Below are 21,333 nucleotides of genomic sequence, written 5' to 3' on the forward strand. Positions count from 1 at the left end.
CAGACTATGTAGACTCTACTTTTTATTTTATCATTAGTTATAGATAATTGAAATATCTTAATCGTATTAAAGTAAGAACTTCATAATTTATTCATATTTTAACTAAAAAAGAGACGAACTCAAAAAAACTTGCGGCAGCTATTGACAGCTGCTGCAAGTTTTTGATGTTATTTAAGTATGGATGATCAGTCTGTTTCGATCAATCCGTATTTTCCATCTTTTCGGCGGTAAACGATACTTGTACCATTTGTTTCTGCATCTTCAAAAATAAAGAAGTTATGTCCCAGCATGTTCATTTGTAAGACTGCTTCTTCACTGTCCATTGGTTTCAATGAAAGGCGTTTTGTACGTACGATATCTAATTCAGAATCGTTTTCGTTTTCTTCCTCTCCATTGAATAAAACAGCAGCATCTGCAGTATTCATGCCCGTTTCACGGGATTTACGATTGATTTTTGTTTTGAATTTGCGGATTTGGCGTTCCAATTTGTCAACAACCAAATCGATACTTGCGTATAGATCTGGAGAAGTTTCTTCGGCACGTAATACAAGATAAGGTAATGGGATCGTTACTTCCACTTTTGCTGTTTTTTCTGTATAAACTTTTAAGTTCACATGCGCCGTAGCATCGGGTGCGTCACTGAAATAGCGTTCTAGTTTGCCTACTTTTTTCTCAACGTAGTCGCGAATCGCTTCAGTTACTTCGATATTTTCGCCGCGTACATTATATCTAAACATAAAAATTACCCCTTTCGTCTACCACAATCAAGAAGGAGAAGGACCACTCTTTCCCTCTTCTTAATTCTATTATATCGAACTCTAAGTTATTTGCAAATTAAATCGCTATCAAATTTCCACATCTGATTCATCTTGCCAAAGAAATGGTTCGGATGATTTTTGGCTGTGCGGTCTGCAAGCAATCTGCTGCATGAAAAAGTGTCTGACCTGTTGTATAGACATCGTCAATAATCAATATTTTTTTATGTTGTATCTTAGAAAGAGGTACAGCAAGCTCAAAAGGCTGAGGCATCTCCAATCTTTCCTTTCGCGTGTTTTTTGCTTGAGCAAGCAGATGTTGCTCTCTTTTGAGCAGCATCTGAAAAGGAATTTTTGCTGCTTTCAACATCTCGCTTACTTGATTGAATCCTCTTTCTAGCCACCTTTTTTCAGATAAAGGTATTGGACAATAAATATATGCCGGGTAATCTTTTTTTATCTGAGTCCATTTATATGCAAAAGTCCCTGCTAATCGGATGTCTCCCATAAACTTGTACCGATTGATCCAAGCCTGCATTTTTTCATCGTACGTAAAAAAGGCGCGGTGTTGAAAATCATATGCAGGATATTTCTTCTTCCATTCTTGACAGTCGTTGCAGAAAACGAAACTAGTCTTTGCTTTCTTTTTCGTCTCCTCGTATGTCAAATGGATTGGTTTTTGACAACCTGCACAACCTTTTGCTTCCAATAAATGGAATTGTGCGCGGCAAACTGAACAGGTCTGAGGAAGTCTATATTTCGACACACCGATGATCTCGCTGAATGTTAAATTTTGGATGATGTCTTTACTGCAGCAACTACATCTCACAGCATCTTCTTCCCTTCTTCGTTCATTTCTTTGATTTCCTGACAGGCTTTTCGAATAGCTGAAGTTTTTTCTTCATAGAAAAAATAGACTCGACTGTTCGTATAAGGACCTTTACGATCGGCTCTTCCTGCGATTTGCACCAAAGAGGATTTAGTAAAAACTGGATGATCTGCTCCTAAAACGATGACAGAGATTCTTTCAAATGTGACTCCTCGTTCTAGGATCATCGTGGTTAACAGTATCTCGTATGTTGCTTCTCGCATTTTCTGAACTTTCTTTGCCCGTTGATCGTCTTGTGAAGAAACATCTGTTATCTCATATTCTGGAAAAGCTTCTTGCAGTGTGACTTTTAAACGATGCATCATCGTAATACTTGGACAAAATAAAAGGATATGGTTTTCTTTGATTAGTTGCTGAATGATCCGCACCAAAGAGTTGATTTTCTTTTTGTTCCCACATTTTTGTCGCCAATTATTCATGAAAACAAGTACGGGTTCAGGAAGCAAGCGCCGATGAAAGCGCAAGGCAAGTTTGTGGATCTCAAATGTCTGCTTGATTTCCTTTAGTAACTTTTCATCAGGCGTGGCGCTTAAGTAGATGAATCGACCGTCTGATTTGATTGCTGTTTGCACAGCGTGAGCTAGCCCAGCATCCCCGCTATAAGGAAAAGCATCAATCTCATCAATTACTAATAAGTCAAAGGATCGATAAAAACGATATAGTTGATGAATCGTACAGATAACAAAAGAACTAAAGGTATAAGCTGTTGTTGTATTCCCATGGAGTAACATGATTGTTTCTTCTGGAAAAACAGGACGATAACGTAAAAACAATTCATTACAAACGTCGATTCGCGGTGTACAAATGGCTACTCTTCCTCCAGCTTTTAACGTTTTCACTAAAATCGGATAAAGCATTTCTGTTTTTCCTGCACCTGTTACTGCCCAAATAAGATGGTGTCTTTTTTCTGAATGATAAAGTATCCTATCTGCGATTTCCGTTTGTTTTTCAGTAAGCTGTCCTGTCCAAGAAAAGACGACTTCTCGAGATTCTGCTTTTGGCTGATCAAATAAATATAACTCTTGTTGACTGTCGCATCGCCCTAAAGACAGGCAATGTATGCAAAAATAGCCATAGTCTGCAAGCTGTCCCTCAAAGAAAGGCGTTTTCACTCCACAACGATGACAAAGAATCCTGTTACCTAAACGTTCTACTGCTGCGATCTTCTCATAATTTGGTAAGTTTCCCTCCTCACAATCCATTGCTTCAATCTCTCTCGTAAGAAGCCTTCTGCCCCAAAAATGATTCATATCATTCGCCCTAAAAAAATATACGAAAAAACAAGCAATCTTTTTTTTGATTGCTTGTTTGATAGTTCTATATAATCTATTTATTCACCAATCAATGTAATTGCTTGGTCTAATACTTTTTCGCCATTCATCATTCCATAATCAGCCATATTGATGACGTCTAAAGGAATGCCTTTTGGTTCCAGACGTTTTTCAAAATCAGCTTTCATAAAGCGAACTTGAGGTCCTAATAACAGTACATCTACATCTTTATTTGCAAGATTATTATCTGCATCAGAAGCTGACACAGCGAAAATATCAGAATCGATTCCTTTTGCTTCCGCAGCTTTTTGCATTTTTGTTACTAGCAAACTTGTGCTCATACCAGCCGAACATACAAGCATGATTGTTTTTTTAGCCATACTTTTCTCTCCTTTTTAAAACAGACTACGCAAACGTTTTCTTAGCGTTTGTTACTCTATTATATAAAAAGAAAGAAATTTGTCAACGTTTTCTAAACACGGTTTATTTAATCAAATAGCCAGCTAGATTTCACTAATTTATTGAATACGACATATTCTTTATCCAAATTGATGACCACTACTTCATAGCCTGCATTTAACCAGCCGTAGGCACCCTTTTCTGGATGTCTATAGTCATTTGCCCACCAATCTGTGCTTTCCCTGGCTGTTTTGGGAAGTCCGTTACTGGGAAACAACAGTTCATCAAATTGGGTAAAGGTTAATGTTACTTGGGAGCCGCCGTTGTTCTTCAAATAATGCGTAATTGCATCATACTTTTTCATTCGTTCCTTCATCCCCGGATCCACCTGCCTTTGTCTTTATTATCGCATACTACAGTAATTGCGCAACCGTTATAGTGTTGAAACAACCTAGAACTTTCTTTATACTGAATAAAGCAACCGAAAAAAAGAGGTGACAAGATGATCGAACGTTATCGTACAATCAAAGAAAATGGACAAAGTGAGATTGAAATCAAGAAATCACGCTTTATCTGTTCTCTTAAACGAATAGAATCAGAAGAAGAAGCGAAAAACTTCATCCAAGAAATCAAAAAAGAACATTGGAAAGCAAACCATAACTGCAGCGCCTTCGTCATTGGCGAAAAAAATGAGATCCAACGTAGCAGCGATGATGGCGAACCAAGTGGAACGGCGGGCGTACCGATGTTGGAAGTCCTCAAAAAAAATCAACTGATCAATGTAGCTGCAGTAGTCACTCGATATTTTGGAGGAACGAAACTCGGCACGGGCGGATTGATACGTGCATACACTCATGCGGTCTCTCAAGCATTGTCCGACATTGGAATCGTAGAAGGTACCTTGCAACAGGAGATCTCCGTAGTGATCACGTATCCGCAACTAGGAAAATTACAAAATTATCTTGAACTACAGCATTTTTTCATAAAAGAAATCCAATACACTGATCAAGTCATCGTCATCTGTGCAGTGGATGAAAAAAATGCTGACAGCTTTAAAGAATCCATCATTGAGCTGCTGAACGGACAAGTCCAATTTGAAGAAGGTCCTGTTTCTTATCACGAGCAACTGATAACTGATCATAGATAAAAACAGGTGATTCTGATTCTCTTTTTTTCGAATAAGGAATCAGGGATCACCTGTTTTTTATTTTTCCAAATAAAACTCAAAACGATTTCCTACATATTGCGTACGCACATACTCAAATGGCGTACCATCTTCAAAATAGGAAATCTGACGCAAACGAAGAACGGCATCTCCTCGTTTCACCTCTAAATAGTCTGCGATTTTCTCAGAAGCCAATACAGCAGTAATCGTTTGATTCGCTGGACCGATTTTTTTCCCGCCTTTTTCTTCTAATGTGCGATACAGCGATTCAGTAATCTCTGCTTTGCTGTAGCCATCGATCAGCTTTTGCGGAACACTGGCTACTTCAAAACAAATAGGGACATCATCTGCAAAACGAATACGCTCCATTCGCAAGATCGTGTCATCTTTACTCAAGTTTAGTTTTTCCATTTCACTTGAGCTTGGCGAAGTCAAAAAGTAAGAGATTGTTCGACTAGAAGGTACTCTATTTTGCGATTCCATGATTTCTGTAAAACTTGTCGCGCCAGACATCTTTTCTTGTACTTTTTCTCGCGCAACATATGTACCCGAACCGATCTTTCTTTCTAAGATTCCTTCATCTGCCAAGTTTTGAATTGCTTGTCTCAACGTCATACGGCTGACATTGAATTTCACTGCTAATTCTCTTTCTGAAGGAAGACGGTCTCCGACTTTCCATATACCTTGTTCGATTTCATTTTTTAATTGGTCATGAATCTGTATATATACAGGTAATTGATTCGACATAACGTACACCCGTCCTTTCGTTTCTTCTATTATAACTGGTATATACCTGATTCACAACTGAAAAAGATAAAGGATTCTATCCATAAACAGATGATGTAGGTACAAATCCTTCTTCCCATTCCTATTAATAGAATTCATTTTCTAGATATGTCCTATTGAGAAAATAACAAAAGACCCTATAATCGCTGAAAATGCCGATTTATGGATCTTTTGTTATTATTAGCGGTTTTTAGCCATCCATTTTTTGGTATGATTCGTTGGGCGTTTTGATTTTACATGGACTGCTTTTTCACCTTTTTTAGGAATGTTCACTTCGATATCGTATTTTTCTGATTTGACCAAGTCATATAACTTTTCAGCTGCTTCGTCTACTTTTTCTTTCCACTTCATTTTGACCCCTCCAATTTTTTTTGTTAACTTAACTCTATCTTAATTTGACAGAATCTTCAAGGAACAAGGTAGCAAAGCAAAAAAAGAGCTCTCGAACTTACGAGAGCCTACGGTTGTGCTATACTGGGGTAGCTGGATTCGAACCAACGCATGAGGGAGTCAAAGTCCCTTGCCTTACCGCTTGGCTATACCCCAATGAAATGGAGGAGAGTGGATTCGAACCACTGAACCCTAAGGAACGGATTTACAGTCCGTCGCGTTTAGCCACTTCGCTACTCCTCCGAAAGGTTTGTATCAACCTGACTTAGTTATAATACCTAATTTTCCAGATTTTTGCAACCCTTTATTGAAAGTTTTTTTGATATTTTTTTATTCGTGCAGATTCCAGTGACGAATCACTGTTTCTATCGCGTTTTCAAGACTTTTTTCTTTTCCAAAATCTTCTTCACCAAAGAAAATTTCATATTCTTTTGGTCCATAGGCTAAAATTTCACCAATCATTTTTTTTCCTATAAATAACTGAGTGACTTCATAATTCTTACCTTTGATATCTTTTTTTACTTCTTCGATACGTACTTCAATATCTTTATTTCTTTTTGACATCATTTTCACCTCTCAGACATTTTATCATATTGCAGCCAATAAAACATTCCTTAGGCAAAAATCTCTTGTCCATTTCATCTTCTTTTATGCAAGAAGTGACTTCTCTAAAGCTTTTAATTCTCCCCTTGACCTATAGCGATATAGTTGGCCGCTGCGCCTACAAGATTAGCATCGTTTCTGTATTCACACAATAGGATCTGTGGCTCGAAATCATGCAGGTCGAATTGATCTGTCAACTTCTTCATTCTACTTTGGATCTCATCGATGAGCCCATCCTTTGCAGAAACGCCACCGCCTAATACGATAACTTCCGGATCGAATGAAAATTGGATACTGAATAAACCTTTTGCAAGGTACGTATAAAAGCTCTCAACTTCTTCTTTTGCTATTTCATCCCCAGTTTCTGCTAATTCAAAGACGTCTTTTCCGGTATAAGTATTCTTATCGACTCCTTTGCGTTCACAATACCGCCAAGCCATCTGTACGGCTGTACCAAGTTTACTAAATGTCTGATCGCCCTCTAAGAACATCAAACCGAACTCTCCACCATAAAGATGTGCACCTTTATTGATTTGGCCTTTCGTGAACATCGCCCCACCAATCCCAGTTCCTACCACGACAAAAGCAACATCTTGATAATCACGAGCAGCTCCTTCATAAAACTCAGCCATTCCGGCACAGTTGGCGTCATTTTCAATCGTTACCGGAAGTTGAAACAAAGTTTCCAAATCTCTAAAAATATTAAAGCCATGAATATAAGGGATCGCACTGATTCCCTCAATTACCTGTTTCTCATTATTCACTACTCCAGGTGAGCTGATCCCAATTCCTTCAATCTCAAAAGAAAGACACATGTCTTTATAGACTTGTAATAATTGCGCTTTCATTTCTTCCCAAGATTCGGGCGTTGCAAATTGGCCCTTGCCTTTGACATCTTTACTATCCCAACAACCATATTTGACAGCCGACCCGCCAAAATCAAAAACTAATATCCCCATAAACATATTCTCCTTTTTGCTTGCTAAAGCTATTGTAATGTATATGTTTAGTATTTGAAAGCATTTTCTCGGATCACAAGTCTATTCGTTAAAGCTGGTTTTGTGTAAGTGAATTGCTAAAATCACTTGATCTCGCAATTGTTCTCCGTTCTCAAAAATCGGTTTAGAATAATGATGGATAAAATAGTCTTTGACTCGACCAACCTCCACATAGCCCATTTTTTGATAGAGATGTAACGCAGCACTGCTAGTACTGCCGGTTCGTATGATGATCTGAGTTTGACTGGAAGCGAGCTGTGAAAGCTCCTGAAAAGCTGTCTCAAGGAGTTTCCCACCAATCCCTTTTCCTTGATGCGAAGGTTCTACAGCTACGTTAACGATTTCGAATTCTTTTTCCCTTACTATATAGATCAGTATACCTATTGTTTTTTCTTTTTCTTTCCATATCCAGCCGTTCCCCTTTGAAACATATACCTGAACTTTTTCTTTATCAGGATCTGCATCTAATAACAAGGACCATGGTAAATCTATCTTATTGAGTTCTTCGATCATTTTTGACCTCCATATATGTAGTCATGAAGTCGTTGCTTTGATAGTCACTCTCTCTTTTCTTTATTGCCCAGTACTCCCCGTATTTTTCACAATCTTTTTTGACGGTGTTCAAAATCCAGCACTTCGACAATAACTCACAATTTTGCAAAATATGGGAAGCTATTTTCCAAATTATTTCTTTATTGTTCAGTGCTACCCGTATTTTTCACAACCTTTTCATAATCTGGTTCTTTTTTATCTTTCTTATTTCTCGTTAATTGAAAGGTCAAAGGTACATAGTCAATACCGCCTTTGACAAAGGGATGACAGCGTAAGATCCGAGCCGTTCCCATTACCGTCCCTTTTAGCGCACCATGAGTTTGAATTGCTTTTATCATATAATTAGAACAGGTTGGATAATAGCGGCAACTAGGAGGAAATGCAGGCGAAATAAAGCGCTGATATCCTCTAACTAAATAAATCAATATCTTCTTCATCAACTAGATTCCTTCTTTTCTTTTACTAAAAAAAGGGATCGCGACTAAAGTCACCGTTCCCTTCTGTTTTCTTTTATCCTATGCTGCTTCATAGCTCATTTCCTATCGACTAGAACCACCGTAATTAATTATCAATGAAAAAAGTCTCGAATATGAATCCACAAGCTTGGTTGAAATACTTTAAATGGATTGCCACCACCGATGACGCCATATCCAATCATCGTTCCGGCTACAAAAAGAAGGATAAGTAATAAGATCACCACTAAAATCTTTATCAGAGTTAATAAGATATATCGTTGGTTACTCATTCAGCCACTTCCTTATGCAATCGTTTGTGCTGTTTTTTCAGCAGGAGTTTGATCCATGTCTACACGTTCAACATCTGCACCTAATTTTTGTAGTTTGATATGGAAGTTATAATAGCCACGATCTAGATAATTCAAGTTACGGACACGTGTGATTCCATTTGCTTTCAAGCCAGCTAAAACTAATGCTGCTGCTGCACGCAAGTCTGTTGCATACACTTCCGCACCTTGCAATTCATGGTTTCCATCCATGATTGCTACATTTCCATCGATTTTGACGTGGGCGTTCATACGGCGCATTTCTTCTAAATGTTGGAACCGATTTTCAAAAACTGTTTCAGTTACTACGCTTGTACCTTCTGCCACTAATTGGATGGCTGTCATTTGAGCTTGCATATCTGTAGGGAAACCAGGATGAGGCATCGTTTTTACATCTGTAGGTAAGATATGTTTTGGTCCGATGACACGGATTCCGCCTTCTTCTTCAATGATTTCTGCACCCATTTCGATCAATTTAGAAATCAATGGGCGGTTATGTTCAGAGATAGCATCAGCAATCAGTACATTGCCTTCTGTCATTGCAGCAGCGACCATAAAGGTACCAGCTTCGATACGATCTTGTACGATTGAATGGTTGACTGCATGTAAATGATCAACGCCTTCGATACGCATTGTTTCAGTACCCGCTCCATAGACATGAGCACCCATTTTATTTAAAATATTTGCTAAATCAACGATTTCTGGTTCGCGAGCTACGTTTTCAATGATGGTTGTTCCTTTTGCTTTTACGGCAGCCATCATGATATTTTGAGTAGCACCTACACTAGGAAAATCTAAATAAATCGTGTTACCGATCAATTCATCTGCAATTGCTTCAATATAGCCGTTTTTTTGAATAATTTTTGCTCCTAAAGCTTGAAATCCTTTTAAATGTAAATCGATTGGGCGTTTACCAATCGCACATCCACCAGGCATAGCCACTTTTGCATGTCCATTTCTAGCAAGTAGCGGTCCCATCACAACGATTGAAGCACGCATTTGACTAACATATTCATAAGGCGCTTCGATCTCTAATTGTCTTGAAGCGTCGATTGTTACTTGATTCTTTTGTTCATCAAAATCTACATCTACATTTAAGTAACGAATCACTTGATTCATAGTGAAGACATCAGAAAGAATCGGAACGTTGTCTAATGTCGTAATACCTTCTTCTGCTAACAAACTGGCAGCTAAAATAGGCAATACAGCATTTTTAGCTCCTTCAATTCTTACTGTTCCATTTAATTGATTGCCACCTCTTACGATGATCTCTTCCATGTTGTTGTTCCCTCCAAAAAATTCCAATGAGCATACACTTACTCAAAATCTTTTCTATTATAACACCCTTGCTTTTAAAATAGTACCTTTTTTTAAAATTTACAGGCTAACGAAAAGATTTCGGCATAAAGCGATAACTTCTAAGAAAAAATTACTTGCAGTGTACCCTAAAAAAATTGAAAAAAGTACGATTGCCATTCTAATTTGCGTATTATGCATTGGTCTAAAAAAAGTCTCAATGCGTAACGAACGTAAAGACCAGAAGGCTAAGTAGATAAACGCCAAATGACTCACGATTCGAAGTATCGCATCAATTCCGTATACTTGCATAATGACGTCCTTTCTAACAGTTGTTTTTATAATAACTAATAAAATGATAATACCATAAAATGTATAAAAGGAAAAACAAGTATACTTAAAAATAGAGGAATACCCTTACATTTTTAGGAAATAAGGGAAAAAATATGCAAAAAAAGAGACTGAGACAAAAGTCTTGTCTCAGTCCTTTATTCTAAATAAACGGTGTTCTCCTGCCAACTCCTCGGTCACAAGCCACAATATTCATCAAACATGAGAACCTGTTTTTTTTAATTTGTTCCTTGTGACCTCGGAGCTGAATGGCAGGCTCACGACCTCTGATACACGGATAAACATCCGCTTCTCATTTTATGAGTGCTTAGATACTTTAATACGATTGATTGCTCGATGCAACGCAACAGTTGCCCGCTTCAATTCGTTCGTATCTTGTTTTGCTTTTGCTTCTTCGATCTGGCGTTCTGCACGTTGTTTTGCACGTTCCGCACGAGATACATCGATATCCCGTTCACGTTCCGCACTATCAGCAACGATTGAAACAACATTATCACGCACTTCCATGATTCCGCCATTCACAGCAATCCAATCGACATGGGTATCTGAATCTGTCCGTTTTACACGAACTTCATCAATCGTCAAAGGAACGATGATCGGTGCATGTTTAGGCAAAATCCCAAGCTCACCAGCTGTCGTACGTGCGACGACGATAGCTGCATGGTGATCATAGACCAAACCGGCAGGAGTTACCACATTTACTGTTAAATATTGATCCATGGGGCACCCCTTTCTAGTAGCCTAGTGTTTTCGCTTTTTCTACGACGTCTTCGATTCGGCCAACACTTCGGAAAGCTTCTTCAGGAAGATCATCGTATTTGCCTTCCAAGATTTCGCGGAATCCTTTCACTGTTTCTTCTACAGGAACATAAGAACCTGGAAGACCAGTAAATTGTTCAGCCACGTTAAAGTTTTGTGACAAGAAGAATTGGACTCTGCGGGCACGAGAAACTAACACTTTTTCCTGATCGGATAATTCATCCATACCTAAGATAGCAATAATATCTTGTAATTCGCGATATCGTTGCAATACGTGTTGGACTTCTGTTGCTACTTTATAGTGTTCTTCTCCCACGATTTCAGGTGCTAAAGCACTTGAAGAAGAAGCCAATGGATCTACCGCTGGATAAATCCCTTGTTCTGTTAATTTACGTTCCAAGTTGGTTGTCGCATCCAAATGGGCGAATGCTGTTGCCGGCGCCGGGTCAGTGTAGTCATCGGCTGGCACATAGATGGCTTGGATCGATGTAATCGAACCTTTTTTCGTAGATGTGATACGTTCTTGCAATTGACCCATTTCTGTTGCCAATGTTGGTTGATAACCAACCGCAGAAGGCATCCGTCCTAACAAGGCTGATACTTCAGATCCAGCTTGAGTGAAACGGAAAATATTGTCGATGAACAACAGTACATCTTGGCCTTCTACATCACGGAAATATTCTGCAATCGTCAAACCAGTTAACGCAACACGCATACGTGCACCTGGTGGTTCGTTCATTTGACCGAACACCATGGCTGTCTTTTCGATAACTCCTGAATCTTTCATTTCATAATACAAGTCATTACCTTCACGAGTACGTTCACCAACACCGGTAAATACAGAAATACCACCGTGTTCTTGGGCGATATTATGGATTAGTTCTTGGATCAGTACGGTTTTACCAACACCGGCACCACCAAATAGTCCAACTTTCCCACCTTTTAAATATGGGGCAAGCAAGTCGATAACTTTGATCCCTGTTTCCAAAATTTCTGTACTTGTACTTAATTCGTCAAAGGCTGGTGCTTTTTTATGAATTTCGCTTCTTTCCGCATCTTCTGGGAAAGGTGTTTCTAAATCGATCGTATCTCCTAGTACGTTGAATACGCGACCTAATGTTTCTTTACCTACAGGAACAGAGATTGCTTTGCCTGTATCAATGACTTCCATTCCTCTTTGTAAACCATCTGTTGATTCCATTGCAATGGTTCGGATCACTCCGTCCCCTAATTCTAATGCTGCTTCAAGAACAACTTTTGATTTATTTTCGTCATTTTTATAAACAACTAATGCGTTGTTGATATCTGGTAAGGATTGGTCTAAAGAAAATTCCACGTCGACAACGGGACCGATTACTTGAACAATCTTGCCTGAACTCATCTTTTTTCCTCCAATCTCAATACTATTCTAGTGCCGAAGCTCCGGCAACAATTTCGGTAATTTCTTGGGTAATAGCCCCTTGTCTTGCACGGTTGTAAGAAACCGTCAGCTCATCAATGATATTAGCAGCATTATCAGTTGCTGTTTTCATTGCTGTCATACCAGCAGCATGTTCTGCTGTTTTGGCGTCAACGATCGCACCGTAGATCAAACTTTCAGCATACTGAGGCAATAACTGAGACAAGATTTCTTCTTTTGAAGGTTCAAAAATATATTCTTGTTCGAAAGTCGTTGCTTCTTCTGGATCTAAGTCTGAGATTGGCAGCATTTTTTCTACACGAAACTGACTAGTTAGCGAATTGATATGATGGTTATAACATACGTATAATTCATCGAATACTTCGTTTTGGTACATAGTTGTTGCCATATTTACGATTTTGCGGACTTCATCAAAGCTTGGCTGATCAGATAAATTGCGCAGCTCATATGCTAGGTTGATACCGCGTGCTTTAAAGAAGTCTGCACCAGTTCCGCCAATTGCGATCATCACGTAATCATCGGGTGATTGGTGGTCTTCTTCTAAAATAGACATCGTTTGTTTCAATATCGAACTGTTATATCCACCGACCAGACCGCCATCTGCAGTGATGACGATATAACCGGTTTTCTTCACAGGACGGCTGAGCAACATGCTGTTGTAATTGATATCCCCTCTAGGATTTTCTGAGGCAATATCATTTAACTGAGTAGCAGTCAAATGCGTAACGATTTCTCTTACTTTTGTTGCATAAACCTGAAACTTCTGTGAAGAAGCTTCAGATTTTGTCAACTTAGAAGCAGACACCATCTGCATTGCCCGCGTGATTTGGCTCGTTTTTTTTGTTGAAGCGATACGTGTCTTGATTTCATTTAATGAAGCACCCATTCATCTCACCTCACTATGCATTTTGAATGGATTTCAATTTATCTTCTGTAGAGGAATTATTTCCTTTTGTAGCTAAGAACATGTCTTTATATTCCTGAATCGCACTGTTCAACGTTTCTTCTTCTGGAAGATCTTTTGTTGTACGGATTGTTTCAAAAATATCTGAATGATTGGTATCCAGATATTCGAATAATTCATGTTCGAAGTCTAAAATACTGTCTACAGGGATACTGTCCAAGAATCCATGTGTCAAGGCATACAAAATCACTACTTGTTTTTCAACAGCTAGCGGTGCATGCAGTTTTTGTTTCAAGATTTCTACTGTACGGCGTCCACGATTTAGTTTTGCTTGTGTTGCCGCATCCAAATCAGAACCGAATTGTGTAAATGCTTCTAATTCACGATAACTTGCTAAGTCTAGACGTAAAGTCCCAGCAACTTTTTTCATTGCTTTGATTTGCGCAGAACCCCCTACACGAGAGACAGATAGTCCGGCATCAACCGCTGGACGAGTACCTGCGTAGAACAAGTCGCTTTCTAAGAAGATTTGTCCGTCAGTGATTGAAATAACGTTTGTTGGGATATAAGCAGAGATATCTCCAGCTTGCGTTTCAACAAATGGCAAAGCAGTCATTGAACCGCCGCCTAGATCATCACTTAATTTTGCTGCACGTTCTAATAAACGTGAGTGCAAGTAGAAAACATCCCCAGGATAAGCTTCACGACCTGGTGGACGGCGAAGTAGCAAGGAAAGTTCACGATAAGCAACAGCTTGTTTTGAAAGATCATCAAAAATGATCAATACATGTTTACCATTGTACATGAATTCTTCACCCATTGCAGTACCAGCATATGGTGCGATATAAAGCAATGGTGCTGGTTGAGACGCACCGGCATTCACAACGATTGTGTAATCCATTGCGCCATATTTTTTCAATGTTTCAACTTGTGTACGAACTGTAGAATCTTTTTGTCCGATTGCTACATAGATACAGATCATATCTTGGCCTTTTTGGTTGATGATCGTATCGATCGCAATAGAAGTTTTCCCTGTTTTACGGTCACCGATGACTAATTCACGTTGTCCGCGTCCGATTGGCACAAGGGCGTCGATCGCTTTTAGCCCTGTTTGCATTGGTTCGTTAACAGATTTACGTTGCATAACGCCTGGTGCCATCGCTTCTACTGGACGAGCTTTGTCAGTAACGATTTCACCTAGTCCGTCGATTGGTTGACCTAGCGGATTGACTACCCGACCAATCAAGGCCTCTCCAACTGGAACTTCCATGATCTTACCTGTTCGTTTTACTTTATCTCCTTCACGAATGGACTCGAAATCGCCAAGGATAATGATACCTACATCATTTGACTCTAAGTTTTGCGCCATTCCGTATGAGCCGTTTGAAAATTCAAGCAACTCACCACTCATCGCGTTTTCTAAACCATGTGCACGAGCGATCCCGTCACCTACATAAGTTACGGTACCGATTTCTTCGACTGAAAGCACGTTTTGATAATTTTCAATTTGTTCTTTAATCAAGGCACTAATTTCTTCTGCTTTGATGGCCATTCGATTCACCTACCTCTTTGTACTATCTATTTAATTGATTACGCATTTTTTCTAATTGCGTGCGAATGCTTCCGTCGATTACTCGATGGTTGGCTTCAACAATCGCGCCACCAATAATAGAAGAATCAACGATTTGTTTTAATTCAACTGATTGATAGTCCATTGTTTTTGCAACATTCTTTTCTAATTGTATTCGTTGTTCGTCTGAAAGTGGGACTGCTGTTGTGACACTTCCCAATAGTAACCCTTGATGTTCATCATATCGACGTTCATATTCTTCGATCATGAACAAAAGGTCATCCATTCGGTTATACTCATAAACAACTTCTAAAAAGTTTTTAACGATCCCATCATAACCGCTGACAAGCTTGTCCATGATTTCTCGTTTTTCATGAGGTTCTAGACGAACATCACTTAACATATTTCCTAATCCAGGTACTTGTTCATAGATTTGACGTAAACTTACGAGATCTTGATAGATTTCTTCTGCTTGATTTGAATCGATCGCCAGTTCAAATAAAGCTTTCCCGTAACGTCTTCCTACTGTATATTTATCTAGTTTCATTTGAAGAACCTAGACCTTCAATGTATTGATTGATTAATGATTCATGCATTTCTGGAGATAATTCTTTGTTCAAGATTTTTTCCGCGATTTGAAGAGAGAGTTCTGCAACGTCGTCTTTTACAGAGTTTAGCGCTGAATCACGTTCTACAGTGATATCAGCTTGGGCTTTGCTTTTTAGACGAGCTGCTTCTTCTTGAGCATCCTTCAAAATATTTTGGCGGCTTAATTCTCCACTTTCTTTCGCATTTTTGATGATATCAGCTGCATCAGAACGAGAGGCTAACAATTGTTGTTCGCGTTCTTGTTCCATTTTCGCTGAGTTGATGCGAGATTGTTCTGCAGAATCTAAATCATTGGCGATCTTGTCTTCACGTTTTTTCAAAATATCGCTGATTGGTCCCCAAGCAAAGTGCTTCAAGAGAGCCAGTAGTATCAAAAATGAGCCGCTGACAACGATGATATTACCTAACATCGCATTGCCAACTTCTGCAATTGCCAATTGATTCAGCATAGGCGAGCCTTCCTTTCTTTGGAGTATTTCTAGTTTCCATGTAAAAAAGCAGTAACAAACGATGTTGTTTCTGCCTTAATACTGATTCAATTAAACAGCAAAAACTAGAATCAAGGCGATAACTACCCCTAAGATAGGAACAGCTTCAACTAGAGCTACCCCGATAAACATTGTTGTACGGAATTGACCAGACATTTCAGGTTGGCGAGCCATTGATTCGATTGTTTTAGAGATAACTTGACCGTTACCATAACCGGCTCCGATTGCTGCTCCCATGATTGCGATTGCTGCTGCGATATAATTCATAATTGTTTTCCTCCTAAAATAGATAAATAGTAGTTTGTTTTTTAACCGAGTATTATTCTTCTACTTCAATCTTATGGCTCATATAAACCATTGACAAAGTAACAAAGACAAATGCTTGGATGCTCCCAATAAACAAGGAGAACGCGATCCAGACCATCTCTAATGGAATTGCTAATGGTAATGAGAACCAGCCTAAGCTTGTCATCATTTTTGCAATCAAGGTTAGCAAAACTTCCCCCGCATATATATTCCCATAAAGACGTAAAGCAAGTGTTAATAAGTTTGTAAATTCTTCAATCAGTTTCATCGGAAACATAAAACTATAGGGTTTCAAGAACGAATTTACGAAATATCCTTTGAAGCCTAACTTTTTCACCCCGAATAAGTGAGTAAGTAAGATCATTATAAATGCCAGAGTTAAAGTAACAAACGGGTCTGCTGTCGGGCTTTTCCAAAGTGTTGTTTCGTTAGGTAAGACGATTTTTGTTACTAAACCGATGTTGTTTGCAACAAAAACAAATAAAAACAATGTAAATGCCAACAAATGGAAATTGCTCAATTCTTTTCTAGGCAGATTATCTGTTACGATTCCTCGACTAAAATCAATGACCCATTCTATCGCATTTTGTTTGCCTGTTGGTTTCAACTTAAGATTTCTTGTAAAAAAGTAAGCTAAGAAGAAAACAATCAAACAGGTCAGTAACACCATTATACAAACTGTACCATCAAACCAAATTGGTCCAATGTGGAACGTTAGCGAGCGTTCATCCAATCCATTTCACCTCTTTTCCCCGAAATTCACATAAAATCAATTAATGTGCGTATCTGGTTTTTTCCAATCGGTTTCTAACCACACGGTATCATACCACCATGAAACAGAAAATTCAAAACATTTTCATGAAAATTAGACACTTTTTTATTTCAGTCAAAAACGAAGCGAATTTTTCCCCATGCACGGTGCTCCTGATCTAAGAAAAAACCTGTGATAATCATGTTTTATCAGATTAAATGCTAACAAATTTTATCATTAAGTAAAAGCAAAAGCACCGAATATGCGAAAAAGGATAATGAAATTATCTAGAGAAATTTTTTAATGTTCGATCAATTTGTCGATCGATATCTTTTCGTTTCAAATCTTCCCGTTTATCATACGATTTTTTCCCTTTTGCCAGACCAATCAATACCTTGGCATAGCCGTTACGAATATAGACTTTTAAAGGAACAACAGTGATTCCCGTGTTTTTCAATTCGTTTTCAAGACGAACGATTTGTTTCTTGTGCAATAATAATTTTCTCGTGCGCAACGGATCATGATTAAAAATATTTCCTTGTTCATAAGGACTGATATGAACATTATGCAAGAAAGCTTCCCCGTTGCGGACGCGAATAAATCCATCTTTCAGATTGATCCGGCTGTTTCGTATCGACTTGATCTCCGTTCCTTGCAAGACCATCCCTGCTTCCATCGTGTCGATGATCGAATAATCATGGCGAGCTTTCTTATTTTGTGCAATTAGTTTTCCCTCGCCTTTTGGCATAGCTGTTTCCTCCAACTCATTTTATTTTTTCTTTTTCTTCTTTTTGACACCTTTGTAAAATGGCTTTTTCCCTTTTTTCTTACCGAACGTTTGCTTACTATCACTATATCGTTTGTTCTTCTTGCCATTTTTTTCTGAGCGTTTGCCTGCTTGTTTTCCTTCTCGTTTTCCAGATTTTCCATTGCGTGATTTTGGACGTTCCAACGCAGTGACCTCTTCTGCGGAAACGAGTTCAAAATCCACTGCTCGTTCATCTGGATCAGCTTTGACTACTTTTACGCGCACTTTTTGTCCGATTTTAAAAGTCAGACCGGTTCTTTCACCAACAAGTGCTAAATGATTTTCAATAAAATGGAAGTAGTCTTGTTTCAATTCATTGATATGGATCAATCCTTCTACTGTATTCGGCAGTTCGATAAACAGTCCGAATTTCACAACAGAGCTGATGATCCCGTCGAATTCTTCTCCCACTTTGTCCATCATGAATTCTGCTTTCTTCATCGCATCTACTTCACGTTCTGTTTCTACTGCGCGACGCTCCATCTTAGAACTATGATCTGCGATTTCAGGAAGTTCCTCAGCCCATAAACTTTGAATGCTTTCACTTTTATCTTGGCTATAGGAACGGATCAGCCGATGGACGATCAGATCGGGATATCGTCGAATAGGAGATGTAAAATGTGTGTAGTAATCTGCTGCTAAGCCATAATGTCCAAAATTATCTTCTGAATAGCGTGCTTGTTGCATACTTCTTAGCAACATAGTATTGATAACTGCTGCTTCTGGTTTATCTTCTACTCCTTCGATCACATGCTGTAAATCTTTTGGTGTAATCGTTCCTTTCGTTCCTCGTACCAGAATGCCCAAAGCTGAAGCAAAATCAAAGAAGCGCTGCATTTTTTCTTCTTTTGGCTGTTCATGGATTCGATAAATAAACGGAAGATTTAATTTATTATAATGTTCAGCTACTGTTTCGTTGGCGGCAAGCATAAAGGATTCGATCAAGCGTTCACCTATCCCTCTGCTTCTTAGCTGGATGTCATTTGGATGTCCTTCAGCATCAACAAGGATCTTCGCTTCACGATCCTCAAAAGAAATCGCTCCACGTTTGATTCGCATCGTTTCAAGGATTCGATGCAATTCACCCATTTCTTGGAACATAGGCACGAGCTGAGCATAGCGTTGCATCGTTTCTTCATCTTGATCTTCTAAGATTTGATTGACAGCTGTGTAGGTCATCCGTTCTGTTGTTTGGATCACACTTGGAAAAATCTCATGTGAGACAACTTGTCCATTTGGATCGATCTCCATTTCACAACTCATGGTGAGTCGTGGAACATGGGGATTCAATGAACAGATACCATTGGATAAACGTTGTGGGATCATCGGAATCACTCGATCGGTCAAATAGACACTTGTTCCTCTTTCGTATGCTTCTCTGTCCAGTTGACTGCCTTGCGTCACATAGTAAGATACATCTGCAATGTGTACTCCAAGAAAATAATTACCATTTTCTAATTTTTTTACCGTTACTGCATCATCTAGATCTTTTGCATCTTCTCCATCAATTGTAACAATGAGCTGATTTCTTAAATCTCTGCGTCCAACAATATCCGTTTCGCTGATCTGGTCTGGAACTTCATCTGCCTCAGACAACACATCATCAGGAAATTTTGTAGGAATACCGTTAGCCACGACAATCGAGAGGATATCCATGCCAGGGTCATTCTTATGACCAATCACTTGCTTGATTATCCCTTCTAAACTAGTCGCATACCCTTTTTCAGGGTAATGGGTCAGTTCGATCAGTACAATACTTCCGTCAACTGGACGAACTCCCTCTGCCGCTGCATACACTTTGAATTGGTTAAGCTTTCTATCTTTCGGGATGACCACACCATAAAGATCCGTTTCCTGTATCTCTTCGTCTGAATAAGCAACAAATTCTCCGGCTAACTGAGTAGTCGCTCGGTCTCGAATCTCCACTACTTTTCCCTCTGCTCCGCGATCCATATCTGTATTTGCTCGCTTCATGATATCAATTGCTACGGTATCCCCATCCATTGCAAAGCCAGTCGCTTCTTTTGGGATATAGATATCATCTTCTTCGGGATCAATCGTTACAAATCCAAATCCTCGTTCATTTGCCCGAAATGTCCCTTCGACCAAGATTGGTTTTAAAGGAAGTTTCACTTTTCCTTTTTTATTGAAAACGATACTCTGTTCTCTTTCCATTTGAGCAATCGTTTGTACTAGTAATTTAAAATCATCGCTTTTTTGAAAGCCTAGACCTTCAGCGATTTCTTCCATAGAAAAACTATGTTTGCGACTGCTTTCCATGAAAAAGAGAATTTTCTCTTTTATTGTTTCTTTTGTCATATTTATTCCTCATTCCAAGGTAATTTTTCTAAAAATTCCAACACGTCTTTTTCTAATTCGCGTCTTGCTGTGCCAACTGTAATCACATGACCGCTTTCAGGATACCATTGAAGTGTCACCCGTTGGCGGCTCAATTTGCGTGCCGTTTCAAATACACCATTTGGGTCAATCATTTCATCTTTCCCAGCTTGAGCTAAAAATATCGGCTGTTGGATATCTGATAGTCTACTTTCTGCGATTGCTGCTTGGTCTTGTATATCCATTAATTGATGTTCAGCTAACGAGCGATAAGACACTGCTTTTTCATTGATTTCTTTTTCAGATTTGCCTGCTATCTTCAGCACTTGACGTACATATTTTTCAAAATTTTCAGGCACGTTTGTTTTTACAGGAGACAGGGGCGAACAGAAAAAACCGCCGCCAATTACTGATTCTTCTTCTAGTGCCCGTACAGCAAAGATGCCACCCATCGATAGTCCCAATACGGCAATATCAGAAAACTGTTCAGACTGTAAAAAATGGATGGCTTTTTTAGTATCTGCCCACCAGATTTCTGCTTTTTCTTGCAAGATATCATATGGCTCCATCGTTCCATGTCCTTTAAATAGCGGCGCATAGACTGTATAATCTGCTTTTTCTAAAAACCGTGCGAGCATCCGGACATCATTTGGACTTCCTGAATACGCATGAAGCAGCAAAACTGCTCGTTTTCCATGTTTTGCATAAAGGGGTTTTGGTAATTGTTTCACTCGTTTCACCTCTTTCGCCTCATTTTACCATAGTTTCTTTCATAACTTCTTCTTAAGCGTTCTCTTTGCAATAAAAAAAGCCGCCCGCCGTTGTGCGAGAGGCTTATTCGACTACTTCGAAGATAAAAATGCTAGGACAAATAATAAGATCATCCAGACAGCTCCCATGACTGCAGTTGATCGCTGCATGACAGCTTCAAAGCCGCGAGCTTTTTGTTTGCCGAATAGTTGATCCGCACCGCCGGTAAATGCACTCGCTGCACTATTTTGCTTGCTTGGCTGCATCATAATCGCAATGACCATAACAATTGATAAAACGATCACGATTCCCAAAATTAAATTATACATATAGCAGCCTCCTTCCCAAAAGATATCGTCTCTTTAACTTTATCATAGATAAAACTCCGTGACAAC

27 protein-coding genes and 2 tRNA genes are annotated in these 21,333 nt (G+C 39.0%); 1 reads left to right on the plus strand and 28 read right to left on the minus strand.

Annotated elements, in window-relative coordinates:
• Positions 1-185: 185 nt before the first annotated feature.
• The 5 genes from hpf to HMPREF2961_RS06080 all read right to left on the minus strand — a co-directional run bounded on the left by hpf (position 186) and on the right by HMPREF2961_RS06080 (position 3,690).
• Positions 186-737, minus strand: a complete 552-nt coding sequence (gene hpf, locus HMPREF2961_RS06060; RefSeq protein ID WP_002292771.1) for a ribosome hibernation-promoting factor, HPF/YfiA family — start codon at positions 735-737, stop codon at positions 186-188.
• A gap of 127 nt (positions 738-864) precedes the next feature.
• Positions 865-1,584, minus strand: a complete 720-nt coding sequence (locus tag HMPREF2961_RS06065) for a ComF family protein (protein ID WP_002313494.1) — start codon at positions 1,582-1,584, stop codon at positions 865-867.
• Positions 1,581-2,894 (minus strand): DEAD/DEAH box helicase family protein, encoded by a 1,314-nt coding sequence (locus HMPREF2961_RS06070; RefSeq protein ID WP_070704324.1) that lies wholly within the window; start codon positions 2,892-2,894, stop codon positions 1,581-1,583. Before HMPREF2961_RS06070 ends, HMPREF2961_RS06065 begins: the two co-directional genes overlap by 4 nt.
• Positions 2,895-2,974: 80 nt before the next feature.
• Entirely contained in the window at positions 2,975-3,295 is a 321-nt protein-coding gene (locus tag HMPREF2961_RS06075) for a PTS sugar transporter subunit IIB (RefSeq protein ID WP_002292778.1), read from the minus strand.
• A 107-nt stretch (positions 3,296-3,402) separates the two neighbouring features.
• Positions 3,403-3,690: a DUF7662 domain-containing protein gene (locus HMPREF2961_RS06080; RefSeq protein WP_002292779.1), complete on the minus strand. Its 288-nt coding sequence runs from the start codon at positions 3,688-3,690 to the stop codon at positions 3,403-3,405.
• 126 nt (positions 3,691-3,816) lie between these two features.
• Between HMPREF2961_RS06080 and HMPREF2961_RS06085 the strand changes: the two genes are divergently transcribed.
• Positions 3,817-4,461: a YigZ family protein gene (locus HMPREF2961_RS06085; protein WP_002308585.1), complete on the plus strand. Its 645-nt coding sequence runs from the start codon at positions 3,817-3,819 to the stop codon at positions 4,459-4,461.
• 57 nt (positions 4,462-4,518) lie between these two features.
• On the opposite strand, the gene HMPREF2961_RS06090 is transcribed toward HMPREF2961_RS06085, so the two are convergent.
• The 23 genes from HMPREF2961_RS06090 to secG all read right to left on the minus strand — a co-directional run bounded on the left by HMPREF2961_RS06090 (position 4,519) and on the right by secG (position 21,267).
• On the minus strand, positions 4,519-5,226 hold the full coding sequence (locus HMPREF2961_RS06090; protein ID WP_002292782.1) for a GntR family transcriptional regulator: 708 nt from the start codon (positions 5,224-5,226) through the stop codon (positions 4,519-4,521).
• 219 nt (positions 5,227-5,445) lie between these two features.
• Positions 5,446-5,616, minus strand: a complete 171-nt coding sequence (locus HMPREF2961_RS15380; RefSeq protein WP_002292784.1) for a hypothetical protein — start codon at positions 5,614-5,616, stop codon at positions 5,446-5,448.
• 123 nt (positions 5,617-5,739) lie between these two features.
• Positions 5,740-5,811, minus strand: a tRNA-Gln gene (locus HMPREF2961_RS06100).
• 6 nt (positions 5,812-5,817) lie between these two features.
• Positions 5,818-5,898 (minus strand) — tRNA-Tyr (locus tag HMPREF2961_RS06105).
• An 87-nt stretch (positions 5,899-5,985) separates the two neighbouring features.
• Positions 5,986-6,222 (minus strand): DUF2969 domain-containing protein, encoded by a 237-nt coding sequence (locus HMPREF2961_RS06110; protein ID WP_174128746.1) that lies wholly within the window; start codon positions 6,220-6,222, stop codon positions 5,986-5,988.
• 110 nt (positions 6,223-6,332) lie between these two features.
• Complete coding sequence (locus HMPREF2961_RS06115; RefSeq protein ID WP_002308583.1) at positions 6,333-7,217, minus strand: ROK family protein; 885 nt, start codon at positions 7,215-7,217, stop codon at positions 6,333-6,335.
• An 81-nt stretch (positions 7,218-7,298) separates the two neighbouring features.
• On the minus strand, positions 7,299-7,769 hold the full coding sequence (locus tag HMPREF2961_RS06120) for a GNAT family N-acetyltransferase (RefSeq protein ID WP_002342836.1): 471 nt from the start codon (positions 7,767-7,769) through the stop codon (positions 7,299-7,301).
• 179 nt (positions 7,770-7,948) lie between these two features.
• Positions 7,949-8,245, minus strand: coding sequence for a membrane protein insertion efficiency factor YidD (gene yidD / locus HMPREF2961_RS06125; protein WP_002308581.1), 297 nt, complete (start codon positions 8,243-8,245; stop codon positions 7,949-7,951).
• A gap of 131 nt (positions 8,246-8,376) precedes the next feature.
• A complete protein-coding gene (locus HMPREF2961_RS06130) occupies positions 8,377-8,553 on the minus strand; it encodes a DNA-directed RNA polymerase subunit beta (RefSeq protein ID WP_002292789.1) in 177 nt (58 codons plus the stop codon).
• Positions 8,554-8,565: 12 nt separating this feature from the next.
• Positions 8,566-9,867 carry a UDP-N-acetylglucosamine 1-carboxyvinyltransferase gene (gene murA / locus HMPREF2961_RS06135; protein WP_070704330.1) on the minus strand — a complete coding sequence of 434 codons (1,302 nt, stop codon included), beginning with the start codon at positions 9,865-9,867 and terminating at the stop codon, positions 8,566-8,568.
• A 99-nt stretch (positions 9,868-9,966) separates the two neighbouring features.
• Positions 9,967-10,197, minus strand: a complete 231-nt coding sequence (locus HMPREF2961_RS14605; RefSeq protein ID WP_002300479.1) for a DUF1146 family protein — start codon at positions 10,195-10,197, stop codon at positions 9,967-9,969.
• A gap of 336 nt (positions 10,198-10,533) precedes the next feature.
• On the minus strand, positions 10,534-10,956 hold the full coding sequence (locus HMPREF2961_RS06145) for a F0F1 ATP synthase subunit epsilon (protein ID WP_002289005.1): 423 nt from the start codon (positions 10,954-10,956) through the stop codon (positions 10,534-10,536).
• A gap of 13 nt (positions 10,957-10,969) precedes the next feature.
• Positions 10,970-12,376, minus strand: a complete 1,407-nt coding sequence (atpD, locus tag HMPREF2961_RS06150; RefSeq protein WP_002289006.1) for a F0F1 ATP synthase subunit beta — start codon at positions 12,374-12,376, stop codon at positions 10,970-10,972.
• A gap of 22 nt (positions 12,377-12,398) precedes the next feature.
• Positions 12,399-13,301, minus strand: a complete 903-nt coding sequence (locus HMPREF2961_RS06155; protein WP_002292792.1) for a F0F1 ATP synthase subunit gamma — start codon at positions 13,299-13,301, stop codon at positions 12,399-12,401.
• A 13-nt stretch (positions 13,302-13,314) separates the two neighbouring features.
• Positions 13,315-14,871 carry a F0F1 ATP synthase subunit alpha gene (gene atpA / locus HMPREF2961_RS06160; protein ID WP_002292793.1) on the minus strand — a complete coding sequence of 519 codons (1,557 nt, stop codon included), beginning with the start codon at positions 14,869-14,871 and terminating at the stop codon, positions 13,315-13,317.
• Between the two features lie 22 nt (positions 14,872-14,893).
• Complete coding sequence (locus HMPREF2961_RS06165) at positions 14,894-15,436, minus strand: F0F1 ATP synthase subunit delta (protein ID WP_002292794.1); 543 nt, start codon at positions 15,434-15,436, stop codon at positions 14,894-14,896.
• Positions 15,423-15,947, minus strand: a complete 525-nt coding sequence (gene atpF, locus HMPREF2961_RS06170; RefSeq protein ID WP_002292796.1) for a F0F1 ATP synthase subunit B — start codon at positions 15,945-15,947, stop codon at positions 15,423-15,425. Before atpF ends, HMPREF2961_RS06165 begins: the two co-directional genes overlap by 14 nt.
• Positions 15,948-16,037: 90 nt before the next feature.
• Complete coding sequence (gene atpE, locus HMPREF2961_RS06175) at positions 16,038-16,253, minus strand: ATP synthase F0 subunit C (protein WP_002292797.1); 216 nt, start codon at positions 16,251-16,253, stop codon at positions 16,038-16,040.
• Positions 16,254-16,305: 52 nt separating this feature from the next.
• Positions 16,306-17,025, minus strand: a complete 720-nt coding sequence (atpB, locus tag HMPREF2961_RS06180; protein ID WP_002300474.1) for a F0F1 ATP synthase subunit A — start codon at positions 17,023-17,025, stop codon at positions 16,306-16,308.
• A gap of 301 nt (positions 17,026-17,326) precedes the next feature.
• Positions 17,327-17,791, minus strand: a complete 465-nt coding sequence (smpB, locus tag HMPREF2961_RS15170; RefSeq protein WP_002292799.1) for an SsrA-binding protein SmpB — start codon at positions 17,789-17,791, stop codon at positions 17,327-17,329.
• Positions 17,792-17,812: 21 nt separating this feature from the next.
• Positions 17,813-20,170 carry a ribonuclease R gene (gene rnr / locus HMPREF2961_RS06190; RefSeq protein WP_002342838.1) on the minus strand — a complete coding sequence of 786 codons (2,358 nt, stop codon included), beginning with the start codon at positions 20,168-20,170 and terminating at the stop codon, positions 17,813-17,815.
• Positions 20,171-20,172: 2 nt separating this feature from the next.
• Positions 20,173-20,928 carry an alpha/beta hydrolase gene (locus HMPREF2961_RS06195; RefSeq protein WP_002308573.1) on the minus strand — a complete coding sequence of 252 codons (756 nt, stop codon included), beginning with the start codon at positions 20,926-20,928 and terminating at the stop codon, positions 20,173-20,175.
• 102 nt (positions 20,929-21,030) lie between these two features.
• Positions 21,031-21,267, minus strand: a complete 237-nt coding sequence (gene secG / locus HMPREF2961_RS06200) for a preprotein translocase subunit SecG (RefSeq protein WP_002292802.1) — start codon at positions 21,265-21,267, stop codon at positions 21,031-21,033.
• Positions 21,268-21,333 lie beyond the last annotated feature (66 nt).

The sequence above is a fragment of the Enterococcus sp. HMSC076E04 genome (assembly GCF_001814285.1).
Taxonomy (GTDB): Bacteria; Bacillota; Bacilli; order Lactobacillales; family Enterococcaceae; genus Enterococcus_B; species Enterococcus_B lactis.